The sequence below is a fragment of the Paenibacillus lignilyticus genome, assembly GCF_017942085.1.
GTDB classification, from domain to species: Bacteria; Bacillota; Bacilli; order Paenibacillales; family Paenibacillaceae; genus Paenibacillus_Z; species Paenibacillus_Z lignilyticus.
The window spans coordinates 1-16,924 of record NZ_JAGKSP010000020.1 but is presented as its reverse complement, the minus strand read 5'-3'; the positions used below and the strand labels follow the sequence as shown (position 1 = coordinate 16,924).

Below are 16,924 nucleotides of genomic sequence, written 5' to 3'. Positions count from 1 at the left end.
GTCTAACGGTCCAACTTAATGCGCACGGCTTGGTGCAGCTTTCTTCAAATCCTTTGTATCTTTAAAATTCGCCGCAGCTTTGAGCTCCGCGATCAGTTTGTCGCCTTCGACATCCAGGTTCGGAACAATACGGTCAAGCCATTTCGGGAATGACCATGCTTTATCGCCGAAGACGGCCATAATCGCCGGAACAAGCGCCATACGAACGAAGAAGGCGTCGATCAGAATGCCGATGGTGAGGGCGAAACCGATCTGCTTCAGCATGATGTCTTCGGTCAGAATGAAACCGGCGAAGACGGACACCATGATGATGGCTGCCGCCACAACGACACGGCTTGCCTGCTGGTAGCCTTCAACGACACTTGAAGTTCCTTTATGGCCATGGACATAGGCTTCACGCATAGAGCTGACGAGGAAAACTTGATAATCCATCGCCAGGCCATACAGAATACCGGATACCATGATTGGCATAAAGCTGAGAAGCGGGCCGCCGGTGTCAAAGCCAAACCAAGCATGCAGCCAGCCCCATTGGAAGACAGCCGTTGTAATGCCGAAGGTAGCCACGATACTCAGCAGGAACCCGATTGTTGCTTTAACCGGTACGATAATCGACCGGAATACGAGAAGTAAAATGATAAGCGATAGGATAAGAATGATGCCGATATAGAGCGGGAACACCTCAGCTAATTTGGCCGACATATCGATGTTAATGGCCGTAAAGCCGGTCACGCCAATGGTCACGTTGTTACTTTGCGAGATGCCGGAGTCTTTAGCGCGAAGGTCTTGAACCAGATTGCTTGTTGCTTCGTCTGTCGGTCCGGATTTAGGAATGACGCTAATGATGCCGATGTCTCCGGTCTGGTTGATCCCCATCGGAGTTACGATGGAGACATCATCATGCTTCTGAATGGCTTGAACAAGCTTGCCCAGCACTTCAGGCGTAATTTTATCGGAAGAGCTCGAAGGTTCGGCAACCAGCAGCAGCGGAGAATTATAGCCTTCGCCAAAGCCGGCAGAGATGGCGTCGTAGCTTTGTCTTGCTGCCGTATCCAGGTTCGCCGTATCGCCGGAAGGCATGCCTAATTTCATTTTGGCAGCCGGAATGGCAGCAACCCCGAGAATAACGATGACACCGATGATGAGGAGCCAGCGGCGGTTCACAACCCCGTTCGCCCAGCGATGCGCCATTCCTTGACGGGCTGCTTTCACCTGTTCCTTATTGTTCTTCCGAGCTTTGTCCGAGCAGATGCGTTCGCCGACGAGACCAAGCAATGCCGGCAGCAATGTCAAGGCTACCAATACATTGATGAAGACGCTGGCTGCCGCCACAAGCGCCATGGCAGTTAGGAAATCAATATTCATGACAACCATGCCGCATAACGCGATAATAACGGTCAATCCTGCGAAAAATACGGCGCTGCCCGCGGTGCCAACCGCTCTGCTCGCAGCTTCGCGTGCACTTAAACCTTGATCCAGGATCATGCGGCGCTGGCGATTCACGATGAATAAGGAATAGTCGATGCCAACGGCCAAACCAACCATCATGGCAAGTGCGGGCGTGATATCCGTCATCGGAATAAATTTGGAGAGGGAATAAGCGCCTCCAATACTAATACCGACACCAAGGAGTGCCGTTACGAGCGGAAGCCCGGCTGCAACAACAGAGCCAAGCGTAATGAACAGAACGACCGCTGCAACAACAATCCCGATCCCTTCCGTGGCACCAATAGCCGGTTTGCCTACAAGCGTGTCGCTTGGCAAGGCTTTAATGCCTAAGTTAACTTGCTCAACCGCAGTAACCGACTTCACGACCTTATCGATAACCTCTTGGGGCAGCGACATTTGCTGAACGGTAAACTGGAACTGGAACAAAGCTACGTTGCCGTCTCCGGAAATCATCACGCCGGGTACGGGATTTCCATCCACGATCAGCGGGCCATACTGAGGCTGTGCGGCTGAAGCGGTTTGGTTCGTATCGCTTGCCTGCTGGCTGCCCGCAGCCGCTGCCCCTGCTTGGTTAGCATCGGCAGCCGTTGCGCCTGCTGCTGCGGCCGCTTCAATTGGATTAATGACATACTCAATTCCATATACGTCTTGAATTGCTTTGGTAACGGCCTGTATTCTCTCCGGCGTATCCAGACGTTCGCCCTTGGGGGCGGTGAAGACAACACTTGCTTGCCCGCCGGATGCTTGCGGCAATTCTTCGACCAACTGATCGAGTACCCGTTGCGCTTCCGTGCCTTTAATCTTCATCTCGGAGCTGGTATGGATGCCGTTAATGCCAATGAAGGCGCCAACGACACCAAGAATGGCGATCCAAGCAATTATGAAATGCCAAGGCTTGTTGTAAGCTGTTTTACCTATTTTGTACAGGAAAGTAGACATTCAGTTTGGTTCTCCTTTTTATATAGGGAATGCGATGTTGGTACAGTCTTTTAGAACCCTTTTTTTAAATAGCCGAACATTTCGTTCAGATACTGATCTAACAGGATCGACTCGGATGACTCATCCTTTGCCTGACCGGGAAACAGGATGTTGCTGTTCCCGTACAGCATTGGCAATGCAGCGCCGTATACGGCGCCTACGAGAAGCTGGATGTAGCCAATCGCATATTGGGCTTGGAATAAATCCAGCAGCAATTCCTGAGCATCGCCTTGATGACGGTGGAGAGAGCTAAGGATATAAGGCTCTAACGACGGATAAGTCTTGGAAAGCTTGACGAGCTCACGTGTCTTCTGGAATAAGCCTGCCGTAAGCTCCATCCTGACCAGATGCTCCAAAACCTCAAGCGGGGTAGAAGTATCAACCAGATTCTCGAGCAACTCGTTCACTTCATCGACGTTATTGAAGGCGGATGCCCCCATGACTACAGCTTCTTCTTTACAGGAAAAGTGATTTGCGAACGTTCTCCTCGAATATCCCGCACGCTGTACAACATCCTCGACAACAAAGCCGTCCATCCCGTGCTCGAGTGCGAGATCAAATGCGGCTTCGGCAAGTAGATTTGCGGTCGCCTCTCTTTTGACGTCACGCAAGCTTTGCTTGTTCATGTGTATCGGCCGCAGGCCTTCACCTCACTTCGAATTTCTATCCTTTGGAATTTGATTGCCCAATGGGCAATCAATAATGAACATGGGATTATTATTGCACAATGGGCAATGATGCACAATGGGAAGCATTTGACGGTTATGTGGCAATAATGAAAGCCGTTATATACGCGACACAAATAAAAGCGACAAGAACCATGATGGTTCTTGTCGCTTATTCCATTTCTGAACCGGCTAAATGAGATTTGTGGTTGACAGAGTCAAAGGGAATGTTTATATTAAAGACAAGGTTAATCGACGATATATATTATCGATAATTGAATGAATAATCAATGTTATTGAAGGAAGTGATGATGAAGGCTAGTTTTGGCTTGCTATAAGGACGGAATCGAAATGCGCGAATTCAAGGGAGGTATCATCTATGGCCGTGGCCTTATACGTAAACGCACACCCGCTTGATAGGAGCGCATCTCATAGCTTGTCCGTCGGACACGAGATTATTCACGACATTCGACAGGCGCATGAACTTGCTTGCAGCTTTTAAAGCCGGTCTATCATGAAATACGTGATTGTTATTTTGGCAGGGGCGTGCAGCTTCGGTTTATTAGCTACTTTCGTCAAGAAAGCTTATGAAATCGGCTTTAGCGTTGGCGACGTTGTCGGCAGCCAGAATCTGTTCGGCGTGACTATGTTATGGCTGTTGGTTCTCATGTCCAAGAAATTCGCGAAACGATCCTACGATTCGCAAGCCTTTCGCATCACCTTTCGTCAGGTGCTCTTGCTTATGACCGTAGGCACGACTACAGGCTTAACCGGAATGCTTTACTATACGGCACTGCAATATATTCCGGCATCTTTTGCAATCGTATTGCTATTTCAATTTACCTGGATGGGCATATTATTAGAATCCGTGGTTGATCGTAAACGTCCCGGCAAAGATAAAGTACTGTCGCTTATCGCTCTATTCGTCGGAATAATAATGGCAAGCGGCTTTCTGGGCGGGAGTCATAAGGGAATTTCCTTCCTAGGCGTCGCGCTTGGCCTATCGTCCGCCGTTACTTATACGCTCTTCATTTGGTTTAGCGGGAGAACAGCCAAACAGGTTGCCCCGATTGCGCGAAGCGCGATCATGCTGTCCGGCTCGTTTATTCTGGCCATGCTGGTGTTTCCGCCGCATTTTATCATAGATGGATCATTGCACGAAGGGCTGTTGCCTTGGGGACTGCTGCTGGCTCTCTTCGGTGTCGTCATTCCGCCGTTATTCTATGCGATTGGCGTGCCGCGCATAGGCGGCGGACTAGCCTCCATCCTGAGTGCAGCTGAGCTGCCGATGGCTGTTATGATGTCGTACATCGTACTGAATGAGATGGTCGGCTGGCAGCAGTGGCTGGGCGTGATCATTACGTTATGCGGCATCGCGCTGCCGGAGTTGATGAAACGAAGCTTGGTGAAAAAATCTTCTTCACTTAAGAAACAATATCAAAGGAGTGTTTATCGATGGAAATGAGATTAAATTATATGAAGGTACAACCGGAATCGCTGCAGACGCTATTGAAATTGGAAGGGTATGTGAAGAAGAGCGGCCTCGAAGAGAAGTTGCTCGAGTTGATTAAACTCCGTGCTTCCCAGCTCAATGGATGTGCTTACTGCTTGGACATGCATACCAAAGACGCGCGCGCAATGGGCGAGACGGAACAACGCTTGTATTTGCTTAACGCATGGCGGGAAGCTCCGTTCTACACGGAAGCGGAACGGGCTGCGCTTGCATTAACGGAAGCCGTGACGAAGATTTCGGAGGGCGGCGTTTCGCAGGCGTTATACGAGCAAGTCCGAGAATATTACGACGAAGCCGAATACGTCGATTTGATCATGGCGATTAATGCCATCAATTGCTGGAATCGCATGGCGATCTCTACGGCTATGGTACCTGGCGACTATCAGCCGGCCGTACGTAAATAATAAGCCTGCGCAGGCTAATCCTCGTGATACGGGGATTGGCCGGAAGCCTCCGTTCTCTCATGAAGAGGATGGAGGCTTATTTATGTTCGAGTGTAGTAACGCCTAACCGCATTTGATATATTGATGTAAACGTTGTCATTGAGTGATGAAAAAGACATTGCGGCGAAGGTATGTACATCCTCAATTTTGTTAAAGTCTCCTAGTATAAGAGAGGGGTAGCAGGAAGCGAACGAATAGTAGAGAGGTGATGGGGTATGAACGCGATCCAAACAGTCGACCGTTGGACACTAAACAATCAGCATCGTATTAGTTGGGATATCCAGAAGGATCCAAGCCTTCCGCATGAGGATCATATTGAAATGAGCGGAAAGAGAGTATCCATGATCGTTCATTATGGCGTGGATCGGCAAGGAGAGCTGGTACTGAAGCGCGGCGTGATCTGGCCTATGCTCAGGACGATTCCGAATGATACGCATGCCAGCTTGATTCAAGAATATGGCGCGGAGATCATGCCGGCTTTCGCCATCAATGGCGAGCGAGTTCCGGCGGAGAAACCATACGAAGTAACGTTTAATGGCATGCTTGCCATAAAGAGCCGTACAGCAAACAACCTTCGAATCGAACATTTGCTCTTCCCAAGCACGGAATACGGCGCAGCTATGGAGAAATACACGCTTGTTAACGATTCGCAGCAGCCCATGACGGTTGAAATCTCTCCTCTAGCCCATACGCTAACCAGGAGAGGAATCTATGGGATCTATTTGCTTGAAGCTGTGCACGATGCGCCTTCCCAAGCGACATTGCTGCCGAATGAGGCACTTTCCTTCTATTTGACGATTAGCGGAAGAAAGCTGCTTGAAGCGGTGCAAGTCTATAGCGGGCAAGAGGAAGAGGAGAAGCGGGAAGGTTTCGTTAGTCGGATTCGTTCCGCATTGCAGCTTGAAACGCCGGATCCAGTTCTAAACCGAATGTTCGATTTTGCGAAGTTACGGGCGTCGGAGAGCATATTCGCTACAAAAGGCGGCTTAATGCATGGACCCGGAGGAGGTTCCTATTATGCAGCTATTTGGGCCAATGATCAAGCGGAGTACGTGGGTCCGTTCTTTCCGTACTTGGGAGACCCTGCAGGAATTGAGGCGTCCTTGAACTGCTACCGGTTATATCGCACTTTCATGGGTCCTGATTACTCGCGTATTCCTTCCTCTATCATTGCGGAAGGCGTTGATATTTGGGAAGGTGCCGGGGACCGGGGAGATGCCGCCATGTATGCATACGGCGCTTCGTTATTTACGCTTGCCCAAGGGGATCTGGTCATTGCCAAAGAATTATGGCCGGCGATTCAATGGTGTTTGGAATACTGCAAACGAATGCTTACGAGTGAAGGCGTGGTTGCCTCGGACTCGGATGAGCTTGAGGGCAGATTTCCCACAGGGCATGCTAATCTCTCTACTTCTTCCCTCTATTACGGGGCTTTATGTGCAGCCTCTAAATTAGCTCGATCTCTGAGTGAAGAAGCGATGGAAGTTAAATATAGTACGGAAGCAAAGCAATTAAGAGAAGCGATAGAACGTTATTTCGGCGCAACCGTCGATGGATACGAAACCTATCGTTATTACGAAGGAAATGTTACGTTGCGCTCTTGGATTTGCTTGCCGCTGACGATGGGGATCATGGATCGCAAAGAGGGCACAGTCAGAGCGTTATATTCGCCGAATCTGTGGACGATCGATGGTCTTGCCACGCAGTCGGGAGACAAGACGTTCTGGGATCGCTCGACGTTATACGGATTTCAAGCGACATTCATGGCGGGAGAAGCGGAGCAATCGCATCAATATCTGAAAGCCTACTCCAGAAGAAGGCTTCTTGGTGACCACGTACCTTATGCGGTCGAAGCGTTCCCTGAAGGAAACCAGAGACATTTATCCGCAGAGAGCGCATTATATTGTCGTATCTTTACGGAAGGGGTATTTGGCATAAAGCCGACCGGATTAAATTCCTTCACATGCGCCCCGCAGCTGCCGGCGGAATGGAACAACATGACTCTACGTTCCATTCAAGCTTTCGGAAGAAGCTTTGATCTTCACGTGACCAGAGTGCACAACGGACTCCGCATTCAAGTTGAAGTGAATGGGGTACAATTATCGTACGAATGTTTGGCAGGAGACAAAGTGGAATTTGTTCTCCCGGCGGGAGATTGAGCTCAGAGACCTTGATAGACGATCGTCTATCAAGGTTTTTTTGTTGTCTGAGCGTTTTAGGATCGAACGAGGGGAAACTCAGAACATCGTATATTTTTACTTATAATCATATTTTTGTATATATATCCGTTTCTGAATTAGGACTACAATATTACTTGCAAGCGAATGTAAGCCCTTTCAAGGAGGATGAATATGGACAGAACAAAGATCATCATAGACACGGATATTGGTGATGACATCGATGATGCACTGGCGATCGCCTTTGCTCTGGAGTCGCCTGAACTGGACGTTATAGGCATTACTACGGTGTTTAAAAATGTGACGGCCCGGGCCAAATTAGCGGTTAACATGCTCGAAATGGCCGGACGTTCGGATATTCCCGTATACGCCGGAATCGGCAAACCGATCCTGAATCAGGTTGACTTAAACGAAATCCCGAACCAGTTCTCTGAAGAAAAGGATGGACATGCGGAGGGATACGGTACGGATGCGATCGATTTCATTATCAATACGGTCATGAAATCGGATGGGGATATTACCTTGGTGCCGATCGGTCCTTTGACCAATATAGCTGTAGCTATTCTCAAAGAGCCGGAGCTCAGAAACAAGGTGAAAGAGATTGTCATGATGGGAGGCTGTTTCTACAGCCACCTCAGTGAATGGAATATCAGATGCGACCCGGAAGCCGCAAGAATCGTGTTTGAATCAGGCATACCGATAAAGGCTGTCGGACTGGATGTTACGGTTCAATGCGTGCTGACCAAAGAAGAGGTCGACCGGTTGTTCACCAAGCCTAAACGATCGGCCGCTTATATTCGAGAATTGGTCGGACGGTGGCAGCAGGTAACGGATCATTATCCGATGATGCATGATCCTCTGGCGATCTGCGCGGTATTCGACAATGAAATTCTGGAATTCCAACGGGATGAAATTGTTGTGGAGACGCAGGGCGAGTTTACTCGCGGGGCGACTTATAACAAAACCGCGCTCTACTGGCGCGGCAATGCGGAGCAGTCCGTCATTCAGGCTGCCAAAAACGTGGATTCGGAAGCTTTTATCAAGCTGTATATGGATAGGGTTTGCTTCTAGTTCCCTTATGACTTGCAGACGAAGGAAGTGAAAAGGTTTGAACAAGCACGGCTTTCTATATGAACTTCGAAAAAACAGAACCTTATTTCTAATGGCTTTACCTGCAATCGCCTTGATTCTATTAATCGCTTATATCCCTATGGCCGGAATCATACTGGCATTCAAGGATTACAGGTTTAACCTTGGCGTGTTTGGCAGTCCATGGAACGGGTTCGAGAACTTCAAATACTTCTTTACTTCCGGAACAGGTTTATTGGTTACGAGAAATACGATCCTTTACAACATGCTGAATCTGGTAACCTCGCAATTGTTTGCCATTATGATCGCGATTTTTATCAATGAGATGAGAGGCCGATATTTCAAAAAAATATCGCAATCGATTATTTTCTTGCCCTTCTTTATTTCGTGGACGATTGTTGGCGTCTTTGTTTTCAACATCTTCAACTATGAGACCGGAACGTTGAACACGGTGCTTAAGGCATTCAACCTGGATCCGGTCAATCTGTACAGCATGCCTTATGTATGGGTATTCATCATTTGCTTCTTCAACTCGTGGAAATGGGTTGGCTATACGTCGGTTATCTATATTGCTTCTATTGTCAGCATCGACTCCGAGTGCTTTGAAGCGGCGGAAATTGATGGGGCCAATATTTTTCAGAAAATATTTTATATCACCATCCCATCGATCATGCCGACCATCTTCATCATTTTCCTATTGAATCTGGGCAGGATATTACGCGGCGACTTCCAGATGTTTTACCAGATTGTCGGGAATAACGGCCAGCTCTTCGACGCCACCGACGTGATCGACACGTTCGTTTTCAGGTCGCTGATTACAAGCGGCGATATCGCGATGCCGGCTGCGGCAACCTTCTATCAATCCGTGCTGTGCTTCGTCACGATCATGGTGGTGAATGGCATCATCAGAAAGACAAAACCGGACAACGCTCTGTTTTAGGAACAGGAGAGAAGAACAATGCAGCAAACTTATGCTTCCGGCACGAATGAAAAGACGCACAAGAAGATTGAAGGAACCTATCTGATATTCAACATAATCAGTTATTCGGTGGTTATCGTGGCCGTCATCCTATGCCTGCTGCCGTTTGAAATGCTGGTGTCCGGGTCGTTCACTTCGGAAAGCGCCATTACGCAGCATGGTTACGGAATCATCCCAGCCGAATTTTCACTAGAGGCTTACAGAGTTCTGTTCAAATACCCCCAGGACATTTTGAGGGCATATGGGGTATCCATCTTCATAACGGTGGTTGGAACCGCCGTAGGACTGTTTGTTACTTCGATGACGGCTTACGTTCTGAACAGAAAGGACTTCTTATATCGAAACAAGCTTGCGTTCTTCTTTTACTTCACCACGTTATTCAATGGCGGGATTCTATCGTTGTATATCTTCTTCGTCAAATACCTGCATTTGAAAAACAGCCTGCTTTCCTTAATCATCCCGCTGATCATCAATGTGTTTTATTTGATCGTGATGAGAACCTTTATAAGCTCGATACCCGATTCCATAAGCGAGTCCGCCAAGATCGACGGAGCGGGAGACTTCACCATTTTCTTAAAGCTGATTTTACCGCTAACGAAACCCGGACTTGCGACAATCGGACTGTTTTATGCCCTGGAATACTGGAATGACTGGTATAACGCGATGCTCTTTATAACGGATATTAAGCTGTATCCGCTTCAATATTTGTTATTCTCGACGCTGCAATCGTCCGAAGCCATAGCCAGACTATCAAGCGTCGCAAGCGTATCCATGATCGATGTCCCCACCTTATCGCTAAAGCTGGCAATGGCGGTCATTGCTACGGGTCCCATTATCCTTGTCTATCCCTATGTACAGAAGTATTTCGTAAAAGGCCTTACTGTCGGTGCCATCAAAGGATAATCTCGGTCAAGCCGGTTTATCACATACACAATATTTATAAGGGGGAGTACATGTGAGGAAGGCAAAAGTACTAACGCTGCTGTTAAGTATGGCACTCATTATGGGGCTTGTGCTTACAGGCTGCGGGGGCGCGGAATCCAATGAATCAACCGGCAATACGAACAGCACGAATGAAAATACAGGCAATGCCGTAGCTGCGGATATTTCCAAAAAGGTTGAATTAAACATGTACCTGATCGGCTCGCCTGCCAAGGATTACGATATGGTGCTGGCCGAAGTTAACAAAAAGCTGGAGAAAGATTTAAATGCTACGGTCAAAGTAAACTGGGTAGGCTGGGCCGATTTCGGAACCCAATACCCGCTGCTGCTGGCATCAGGCGAACCGATCGATCTTATTTATGCATCCACATGGACGAATTTCTATTCCAATGCTCGAAAAGGCGCTTTCCTGGCGATTGAGGATCTGGCCAAGCAATATGCGCCGAAAAGCTTGGCTCAAATTACCCCTGATGCGTATAAACAGACAGAAGTTGACGGCCATCTCTACGCGATGCCCGCTCAATTCTACCAGTACGGCGATATGGGGTATATCGTACGCGGCGACCTCATGGACAAATACGGCCTGAAAACGATCGAAAACTTGGATGATTACGGAAAATATTTGGATGCCGTCGTGAAGAACGATTCCGCGCTGGATCCAAGCGGCCAGATCAGCTCATCGGGCGGTCTTGAAAGCTATTACGCAAACGCAAATGGCTTCTACAATATCCTGGCAACGCAGTACTCCCCATTCATGGTCAGCATGGATGATGCTTCCGCTAAAATCTTCAACTTGTATGAAGCCGACGGCATATCGGATTACTACAAGAAAATGAAGGAATGGGGCGATAAGAACTACTGGTCGAAATCCATCTTGTCTAATAAAGACGACAAGATGTTCGAGAACGGAAAAGCGGCCAGCAATTTGCATAACCAGGATTCCTGGAAAGGTGCTTACATGAAGCATCCGGATTGGGATGTCAGATTCTTCCCGAACAGCAAATACACGTATAAAACGTCAGCCATGCAGGACGGAATGGCGATTCCCGCATCGGCCGCAAACCCTGAGCGGGCGCTGATGTTCCTGGAATTGCTAAGAACGGATCAAAGCTATTATAATCTTCTTACTTACGGTATCGAGGGCAAGCATTACGAGATTACCGCGGACAACAAGCTGAAAGCGCTTGATTTGGACGGCTTCGCACCTGAAGGGTATTGCTCCTGGGGCTTTAAGTCGCCTGAGTTCTATAAAGAGCCGGTCGATTCTCCGCCAAATATCGATGAAGTGAGAAAGCAGCTGGCAGACAGGGCACTTGATAATCCGTATGCGCTCTTTACGCCTGATTTCGAGCCCGTCAAAAACGAAATGGCCGCCGTTAATAACGTCGTGCAGCAGTACGCTCTTCCGCTCAACTATGGTTATATCAAGGATCCGGAAGAAGGTCTCAAGACGCTGGTTGATAAAATCAAGAATGCAGGCTCGGATAAGATCATGGCCGAAATGCAGAAACAGCTGGACGCTTTTCTTGCAGCCAACAAATAGCTAACGGGAAGAAGAATAACAAAAGGTTCAGGAGGGATCAAGTCACCCTTCCTGGACCTTTGTTATTTGGAGGGATGTATCGCCGGTATTCTGATTTCGACCCTTGTTCCGTTGCCCGGCGAGGAACGGTAGGTCAGGCCGTATTCCTGGCCATAGCAGAGCTTGATTCGGTGGTTGATGTTTCGAACGCCGTATCCATGGACCTCATCGGCCGGATTTCCGTTTGCAAGTATTTCTTCGGCCTTGTCCTGCGGCATTCCCACGCCGTCATCCTTGACGATCAAGACCAGATCATGCTTGTCCGGATATCCGGTTATCGTAATGGAGCCTTTCTCTTTATCTCTGTATTCACGTATACCGTGAATAATGGCATTTTCAACAATCGGCTGGAGAATTAATTTCAGGATAGCGCAGCTGTATAAATCAGGGTCAATATCGATAGCCAGTTTGATTTTATCGTCAAATCTTAGATTCTGTATTTTGACATAGATGCGGATATGATCGAGCTCATCCTCAAGACTTACGATATCTTTGCCTTTATTCAGACTAAGCTTGTAAAATTTGGCCAGCGATTGCGAGATGACGGCAATTTCGGGTACGTCATTGTCAATGGCTTTCCAGTTGATCATTTCAAGCGTATTGTACAGAAAATGCGGATTGATTTGCGCCTGGAGCGCTTTGAGCTCCAGATTCTTGATCTCCTTGCCGTTCTGATATTGTTCATCGACGAGAAGCTTGATTCGTTTGACCATATGATTGAAGCTGTCGGTCAAGTCCCCGATCTCATCGTGGATTTTGGAATTCACTTCCACGTTCAGAAAACCTTCCTGTACCAGCCGCATTTTTTTCCTTAGCAGCTGGATTCTTTTGACGGTGGCGCCTGTAATGAAATAGGCAAGTCCATACGAGATCAGTCCGCATACCAGCATCAATACAAGCATGAGGTCTCTGATTCGGATGCTTTGCGAGTAAATTTCCGTATAAGGAATCGCCGTAACCATCGTCCAATCCGTATTTTCGATGGCTCTTGCTTTAATAACGTAATCGCTGTTGCCGAATGCCGCGTTATTCCATGTGGTGTCGTTGTTTTGAAGTCCCTTTATAAGCTCCGTGTTGGGGTCGATACGATTCAAATTTTGCAGGTTGGAGCAGCTTACGATATCGCCATGCGAGTTTTGAATATAGACGACGCCGTCATACGTGATATTTGCTTTTTGAATCATAGCCTCGATATTTTCTTTTAAAATGCTTAGCTCGATCATGCCGATATATTCGGTTGTCTGCTCCGTATTTCTGATTTTTCTTAGCAGGGAAATCACCTGTACGGGGTCGAGGCTGCTGCTGTTGTTTGTAATGGTATGGGGTGGAAGCCAGTTGACCTTATCTTTGGAAGCCATCAGCCTTTGATAGCTTTGCGTGTGCGAGAAGCTGTCCTTGTCGTAAAAGTTGAAGTTTTGCGCTGCATACATAAACCAGCCGGGAACGTACAGGCTCGCCCGATAGACATCTTCGGAGTTCTGGAAGCTGCTCAGAAAATTTTCCAATTTCAGCCGATCGATGTTCTGCTGCACATAATCATTCTCGAACTCTTCTTTCTTTCTTGCCAGAATCGTTTGAACGTCGGCATTGAAATAGATGACATCCGATGCCTTTATCAGCGTGTTCACCTTATAGTTTAAGAACGTATAGGCTTGGTCGAATGACTGATCCGCGGAGTGGAGAATTTGTTTCTCGTAATCACTGGATACGTTTTTGTAGGATATCGTGGTTAGCAGCGCCAGTGGGAAGAAGATGAGAATAAAATAGGAGATGAGCAGCTTTCCCCGAATATTCATATGGGTAAAAAATCCGACCGGAGCCAGGAGTGATTTTTTCACGATTTGTGTTTTCTCCTAAATTGCGTAGGTGTCATTCCCGTTATTTTCTTAAAGGCCTTTGTGAAATAATTGGCGTCATTATAGCCGGATCGATCGGCGATCTCATACAGCTTGGCTTGCGGCTTCATCAGCAAATTTGCGGATTTCTCAATGCGGACCTCCGTAATAAACTCACTTATGGTCTTGCCTGTTTCTTTCCTAAACAGCGAGGAGAGATACGTTGGCGTCAGGTGAACGTGATCGGCAAGCATATTTACGGATATTTCCTTGTCGCTATAGTTGCTTCGTATGTATTTGATCACATCGAGAACGGCTCTGCTGCTGGATTCGATATTCTCGATACGATCCAGGAGATCGGCTGCCTTCTTCAGGAAGTAACCTTTCAGATGCTTGAGCGTATCGATTCGCGACATCATCGCCCAATCATATTCCTCTTTCCGGTGATCGGATATGCTTAGATCTAGTCCTCTCTTTGCTGCTTGTTCAATCAGCATGTGCATCATTTGATAGAATAGATTCTTGACTTCGTCTACGGGTGTTCCGGTCTTTGTCCTAATAACGGTATATAACTGCTCTGTAAACTGTATGATTTTATCTTTATGAAGCTCCTGTAAGAGCTCGGCATAGGACTTTAGAATTTCTGCGTGGATCGGGAATACGGAGACTTCTCTGTTGGCGGCGTAAAAAATATTGCCAAAGTCGTAATAAAAAAGATGTTTGAGAAAGCCGGCTGCTGTCTCATAGGAATCACGTATTCTCGACACTTCTGCCGAGGTGCCTCCGACTACCCAGGATAATCTTGAGCATGCCATTCCTTGCTCTTTCAAATGCTCGGAAAGAAGATGATAGACCGCGGCAAACTCTTGCTTACTTTCCGGTTTATGTGCGGAGATGACGATCATATGGGTGGAATCCTTCATTACCGCTAAATGGGTAAAGCCGTGCGACGTATGATGAAGAAATTCAATAATACGATTGCAGCAGCTTTGTTTGAGGACACCTGTCTCGTCGTCGTCATAGGAAGGGACTATAATTGAAACCGTATATGAGTCGCCTTGGTTGAAGGATATGCCGGCAAGGTTTAAGTTTCTCCGCAGTTCATCGCAATCGGTATGGTTATTAATCAGATCGTTCACGATATTCTGTCTAATGAACGGAAGGCTGCTCGAAAGGGCCATATTAATATGATTGACTTTGTTATTCTCCATGCACAGATGTACGGCTTTTCGTATCACCTCTTGCAACTCTTCTATAACAATAGGCTTCTCGACATAGCTGACAGCATGAATGCGAATGGCAGCTTTCAGGTATTCCTTGTCGGAATATCCGCTCATATAGATAATTTTGCATGCAGGAAACTCTTCTCGGAGAGAGGCGGTAAATTCTATGCCGTTCATCCCAGGCATTCTTATATCAGATACAACGATATCGGGATGCATGCGGCGAGCTACTTCGAGGCCTTCTACTCCGTCCTTGGCTTCTTCAACAACGTCAACACCGAGTTCGTTCCACTTGATGTGCTTCATCAGACCTTTTCTGGTAACGGTCTCATCTTCAACGACTAGAAGCTTAATCATGCGATTTCACTCCCGATAGAGTTATGACATACCTCCATGTTACACTACAATCCTGTGTCGGGAAAGGATATTAAACCGCGTAGAATCAACGGTTTCAAGCGGAGAGAGGCATTCCGGGATGGCACGAGAGCATGAGAGCATGAGAGCATGCTTTGTCGTATTTCGACTCTAACGGTTGTGAAAGTGGCTATATAGCATAAATTTCCCCTTTTTAAATTCTAACGGTTGCCAGAGGGTTTATTTGATCGTTCTCCTCTAGGAATCGATCAATTTGGTGTAAATAAGGTCTGTCACAACCGTTAGACTTTTAGAAAGGCTTATTTTCATCAAATAGCCACGATGACAACCGTTAAAGTTTTGTTCATGATTGTACTGTTCATCTTCTTCAATAAGAAAATTGTGGCTGGGATAACGGCGGGAGCTGTGAAAGGCTAGCTGAACGGGAGCTCTTAGTAACGACGATGAACCGCACTCGCGCGTATGTCGGTGCGGTTATTTTGTATTCTGGACCTGATTTACAAGGTGTTGTATAGTTTACAGTATATAGCGGAGCAGGAAAGGATAAAGCTGAGATGGGGCATGCCAAGGATCAGGTCGATCCCCGCATCGTACGTACGAGGCGATTGCTTCGAGATGCGTTCATTGAATTGCTGCAAGAGATGGAGCTCGAGAAAATTTCGGTCAATCGGCTCGCGGAACGTGCCACGCTTAATCGCGTCACATTCTACCTGCATTACCGCGATATGCCTGATATGTTGGATAAGATGGCCGACGATATGATTGAGGATATTACTTCAATTATCCATGCGCCAAGGCCGAATCGGAGCTCCGCGGAAGAAGCGGATTGGCCGTTGATGGTCAATTTACTGGAGCACATCGCGGAGAATTTCAAGTTCTATAAAGTCATTCTTGCCGCGAAACGAACGACGGTCTTTACGGAACGGCTGCTGAAACTGTTGACGAAGTTGATCACGGAAAGCGTCGAACGTCCGGGATGTGAGCGAGATTTCGCCAACTCGGGGATTCACAAAGATATTGCGATTTGGTACAGTTCCTCGGCCATGATCGGTACGATCATCTCATGGCTGTGTAACGACATGCCGTATACGCCTGTTTTTCTTACGAAGCAACTGTCCTTGCTGCATCAGTATCGGCAGTCAAAGCCGTAGTGCTGGCAATTATCTACTCCGGCATCGTACATAATCAGCCATTCCTTGTAATTAATTCGATGCCGGACGTTTGATGTATTAGTAGAGAGGGTATAAGTACTCAAGCAACTAGAAAACAATTTCAAAAAAAGACTTGCCATATGATGATTAGCCATGGTATATTCTATTTCTGCCTCCGAGACATTAACTTGGATGCGGTGATCGAAACGAAAACAGGTTGAAAAATAAAGCTTGCAATCATGTTTCGAAAAATGGTATGATCTAATTCCGGTCACGAGCCGGGAAGAAACAAACCAAGTATTTGTTCTTTGAAAACTGAACAATGAGCGACCAGTCAAATGGTCATAAATCGCAGAATTAACGTTCTGCAAGCTAGTATTTTGAATGAGCTAACAAGCAAATTCATAAACGGTCTTCGGACCACTTTTATGGAGAGTTTGATCCTGGCTCAGGACGAACGCTGGCGGCGTGCCTAATACATGCAAGTCGAGCGGAGTTATTCCTTCGGGGATAGCTTAGCGGCGGA

At 47.3% G+C, this 16,924-nt stretch carries 12 protein-coding genes and 1 rRNA gene; 9 read left to right on the top strand and 4 right to left on the bottom strand.

Features of this window, described 5'->3' with window-relative positions:
* Window positions 1-15: 15 nt before the first annotated feature.
* The gene (locus tag I8J30_RS28215) at window positions 16-2,385 is read right to left on the bottom strand and encodes an MMPL family transporter (RefSeq protein ID WP_210663833.1); all 2,370 of its coding nucleotides are present in this window, start codon (window positions 2,383-2,385) and stop codon (window positions 16-18) included.
* A 50-nt stretch (window positions 2,386-2,435) separates the two neighbouring features.
* A complete protein-coding gene (locus I8J30_RS28210) occupies window positions 2,436-3,050 on the bottom strand; it encodes a TetR/AcrR family transcriptional regulator (protein WP_210663832.1) in 615 nt (204 codons plus the stop codon).
* 553 nt (window positions 3,051-3,603) lie between these two features.
* Between I8J30_RS28210 and I8J30_RS28205 the strand changes: the two genes are divergently transcribed.
* From I8J30_RS28205 to I8J30_RS34130, 7 genes are all read left to right on the top strand, one after another.
* Window positions 3,604-4,554: an EamA family transporter gene (locus tag I8J30_RS28205; RefSeq protein WP_210663831.1), complete on the top strand. Its 951-nt coding sequence runs from the start codon at window positions 3,604-3,606 to the stop codon at window positions 4,552-4,554.
* Window positions 4,545-5,006, top strand: a complete 462-nt coding sequence (locus tag I8J30_RS28200; RefSeq protein WP_210663830.1) for a carboxymuconolactone decarboxylase family protein — start codon at window positions 4,545-4,547, stop codon at window positions 5,004-5,006. The genes I8J30_RS28205 and I8J30_RS28200 overlap by 10 nt, the downstream gene beginning before the upstream one ends.
* Window positions 5,007-5,260: 254 nt before the next feature.
* The gene (locus tag I8J30_RS28195; RefSeq protein WP_210663829.1) at window positions 5,261-7,204 is read left to right on the top strand and encodes a glucosidase family protein; all 1,944 of its coding nucleotides are present in this window, start codon (window positions 5,261-5,263) and stop codon (window positions 7,202-7,204) included.
* 192 nt (window positions 7,205-7,396) lie between these two features.
* Complete coding sequence (locus tag I8J30_RS28190) at window positions 7,397-8,293, top strand: nucleoside hydrolase (protein ID WP_210663828.1); 897 nt, start codon at window positions 7,397-7,399, stop codon at window positions 8,291-8,293.
* A gap of 37 nt (window positions 8,294-8,330) precedes the next feature.
* Window positions 8,331-9,251, top strand: coding sequence for an ABC transporter permease (locus tag I8J30_RS28185; protein WP_240548444.1), 921 nt, complete (start codon window positions 8,331-8,333; stop codon window positions 9,249-9,251).
* An 18-nt stretch (window positions 9,252-9,269) separates the two neighbouring features.
* Window positions 9,270-10,193 carry a carbohydrate ABC transporter permease gene (locus I8J30_RS28180; protein WP_091225320.1) on the top strand — a complete coding sequence of 308 codons (924 nt, stop codon included), beginning with the start codon at window positions 9,270-9,272 and terminating at the stop codon, window positions 10,191-10,193.
* Between the two features lie 52 nt (window positions 10,194-10,245).
* Window positions 10,246-11,775, top strand: coding sequence for an ABC transporter substrate-binding protein (locus I8J30_RS34130; protein ID WP_210663827.1), 1,530 nt, complete (start codon window positions 10,246-10,248; stop codon window positions 11,773-11,775).
* Window positions 11,776-11,837: 62 nt separating this feature from the next.
* On the opposite strand, the gene I8J30_RS28170 is transcribed toward I8J30_RS34130, so the two are convergent.
* Together I8J30_RS28170 and I8J30_RS28165 are read right to left on the bottom strand one after the other, a co-directional pair.
* Window positions 11,838-13,652 (bottom strand): sensor histidine kinase, encoded by a 1,815-nt coding sequence (locus tag I8J30_RS28170; RefSeq protein WP_210663826.1) that lies wholly within the window; start codon window positions 13,650-13,652, stop codon window positions 11,838-11,840.
* Entirely contained in the window at window positions 13,649-15,229 is a 1,581-nt protein-coding gene (locus I8J30_RS28165) for a response regulator transcription factor (protein ID WP_210663825.1), read from the bottom strand. Before I8J30_RS28165 ends, I8J30_RS28170 begins: the two co-directional genes overlap by 4 nt.
* Before the next feature lie 572 nt (window positions 15,230-15,801).
* Between I8J30_RS28165 and I8J30_RS28160 the strand changes: the two genes are divergently transcribed.
* Together I8J30_RS28160 and I8J30_RS28155 are read left to right on the top strand one after the other, a co-directional pair.
* Window positions 15,802-16,398, top strand: a complete 597-nt coding sequence (locus I8J30_RS28160; protein ID WP_210663824.1) for a TetR/AcrR family transcriptional regulator — start codon at window positions 15,802-15,804, stop codon at window positions 16,396-16,398.
* Between the two features lie 425 nt (window positions 16,399-16,823).
* Window positions 16,824-16,924 (top strand): 16S ribosomal RNA (locus tag I8J30_RS28155); the annotation flags it as partial.

What these genes read in the sequence shown, in the direction of transcription:
- I8J30_RS28215 (WP_210663833.1), bottom strand. Translation starts at nt 2,385, where the DNA reads ATGTCTACTTTCCTGTACAAAATAGGTAAAACAGCTTACAACAAGCCT.
- I8J30_RS28210 (WP_210663832.1), bottom strand. Translation starts at nt 3,050, where the DNA reads ATGAACAAGCAAAGCTTGCGTGACGTCAAAAGAGAGGCGACCGCAAAT.
- I8J30_RS28205 (WP_210663831.1), top strand. Translation starts at nt 3,604, where the DNA reads ATGAAATACGTGATTGTTATTTTGGCAGGGGCGTGCAGCTTCGGTTTA.
- I8J30_RS28200 (WP_210663830.1), top strand. Translation starts at nt 4,545, where the DNA reads ATGGAAATGAGATTAAATTATATGAAGGTACAACCGGAATCGCTGCAG.
- I8J30_RS28195 (WP_210663829.1), top strand. Translation starts at nt 5,261, where the DNA reads ATGAACGCGATCCAAACAGTCGACCGTTGGACACTAAACAATCAGCAT.
- I8J30_RS28190 (WP_210663828.1), top strand. Translation starts at nt 7,397, where the DNA reads ATGGACAGAACAAAGATCATCATAGACACGGATATTGGTGATGACATC.
- I8J30_RS28180 (WP_091225320.1), top strand. Translation starts at nt 9,270, where the DNA reads ATGCAGCAAACTTATGCTTCCGGCACGAATGAAAAGACGCACAAGAAG.
- I8J30_RS28165 (WP_210663825.1), bottom strand. Translation starts at nt 15,229, where the DNA reads ATGATTAAGCTTCTAGTCGTTGAAGATGAGACCGTTACCAGAAAAGGT.
- I8J30_RS28160 (WP_210663824.1), top strand. Translation starts at nt 15,802, where the DNA reads ATGGGGCATGCCAAGGATCAGGTCGATCCCCGCATCGTACGTACGAGG.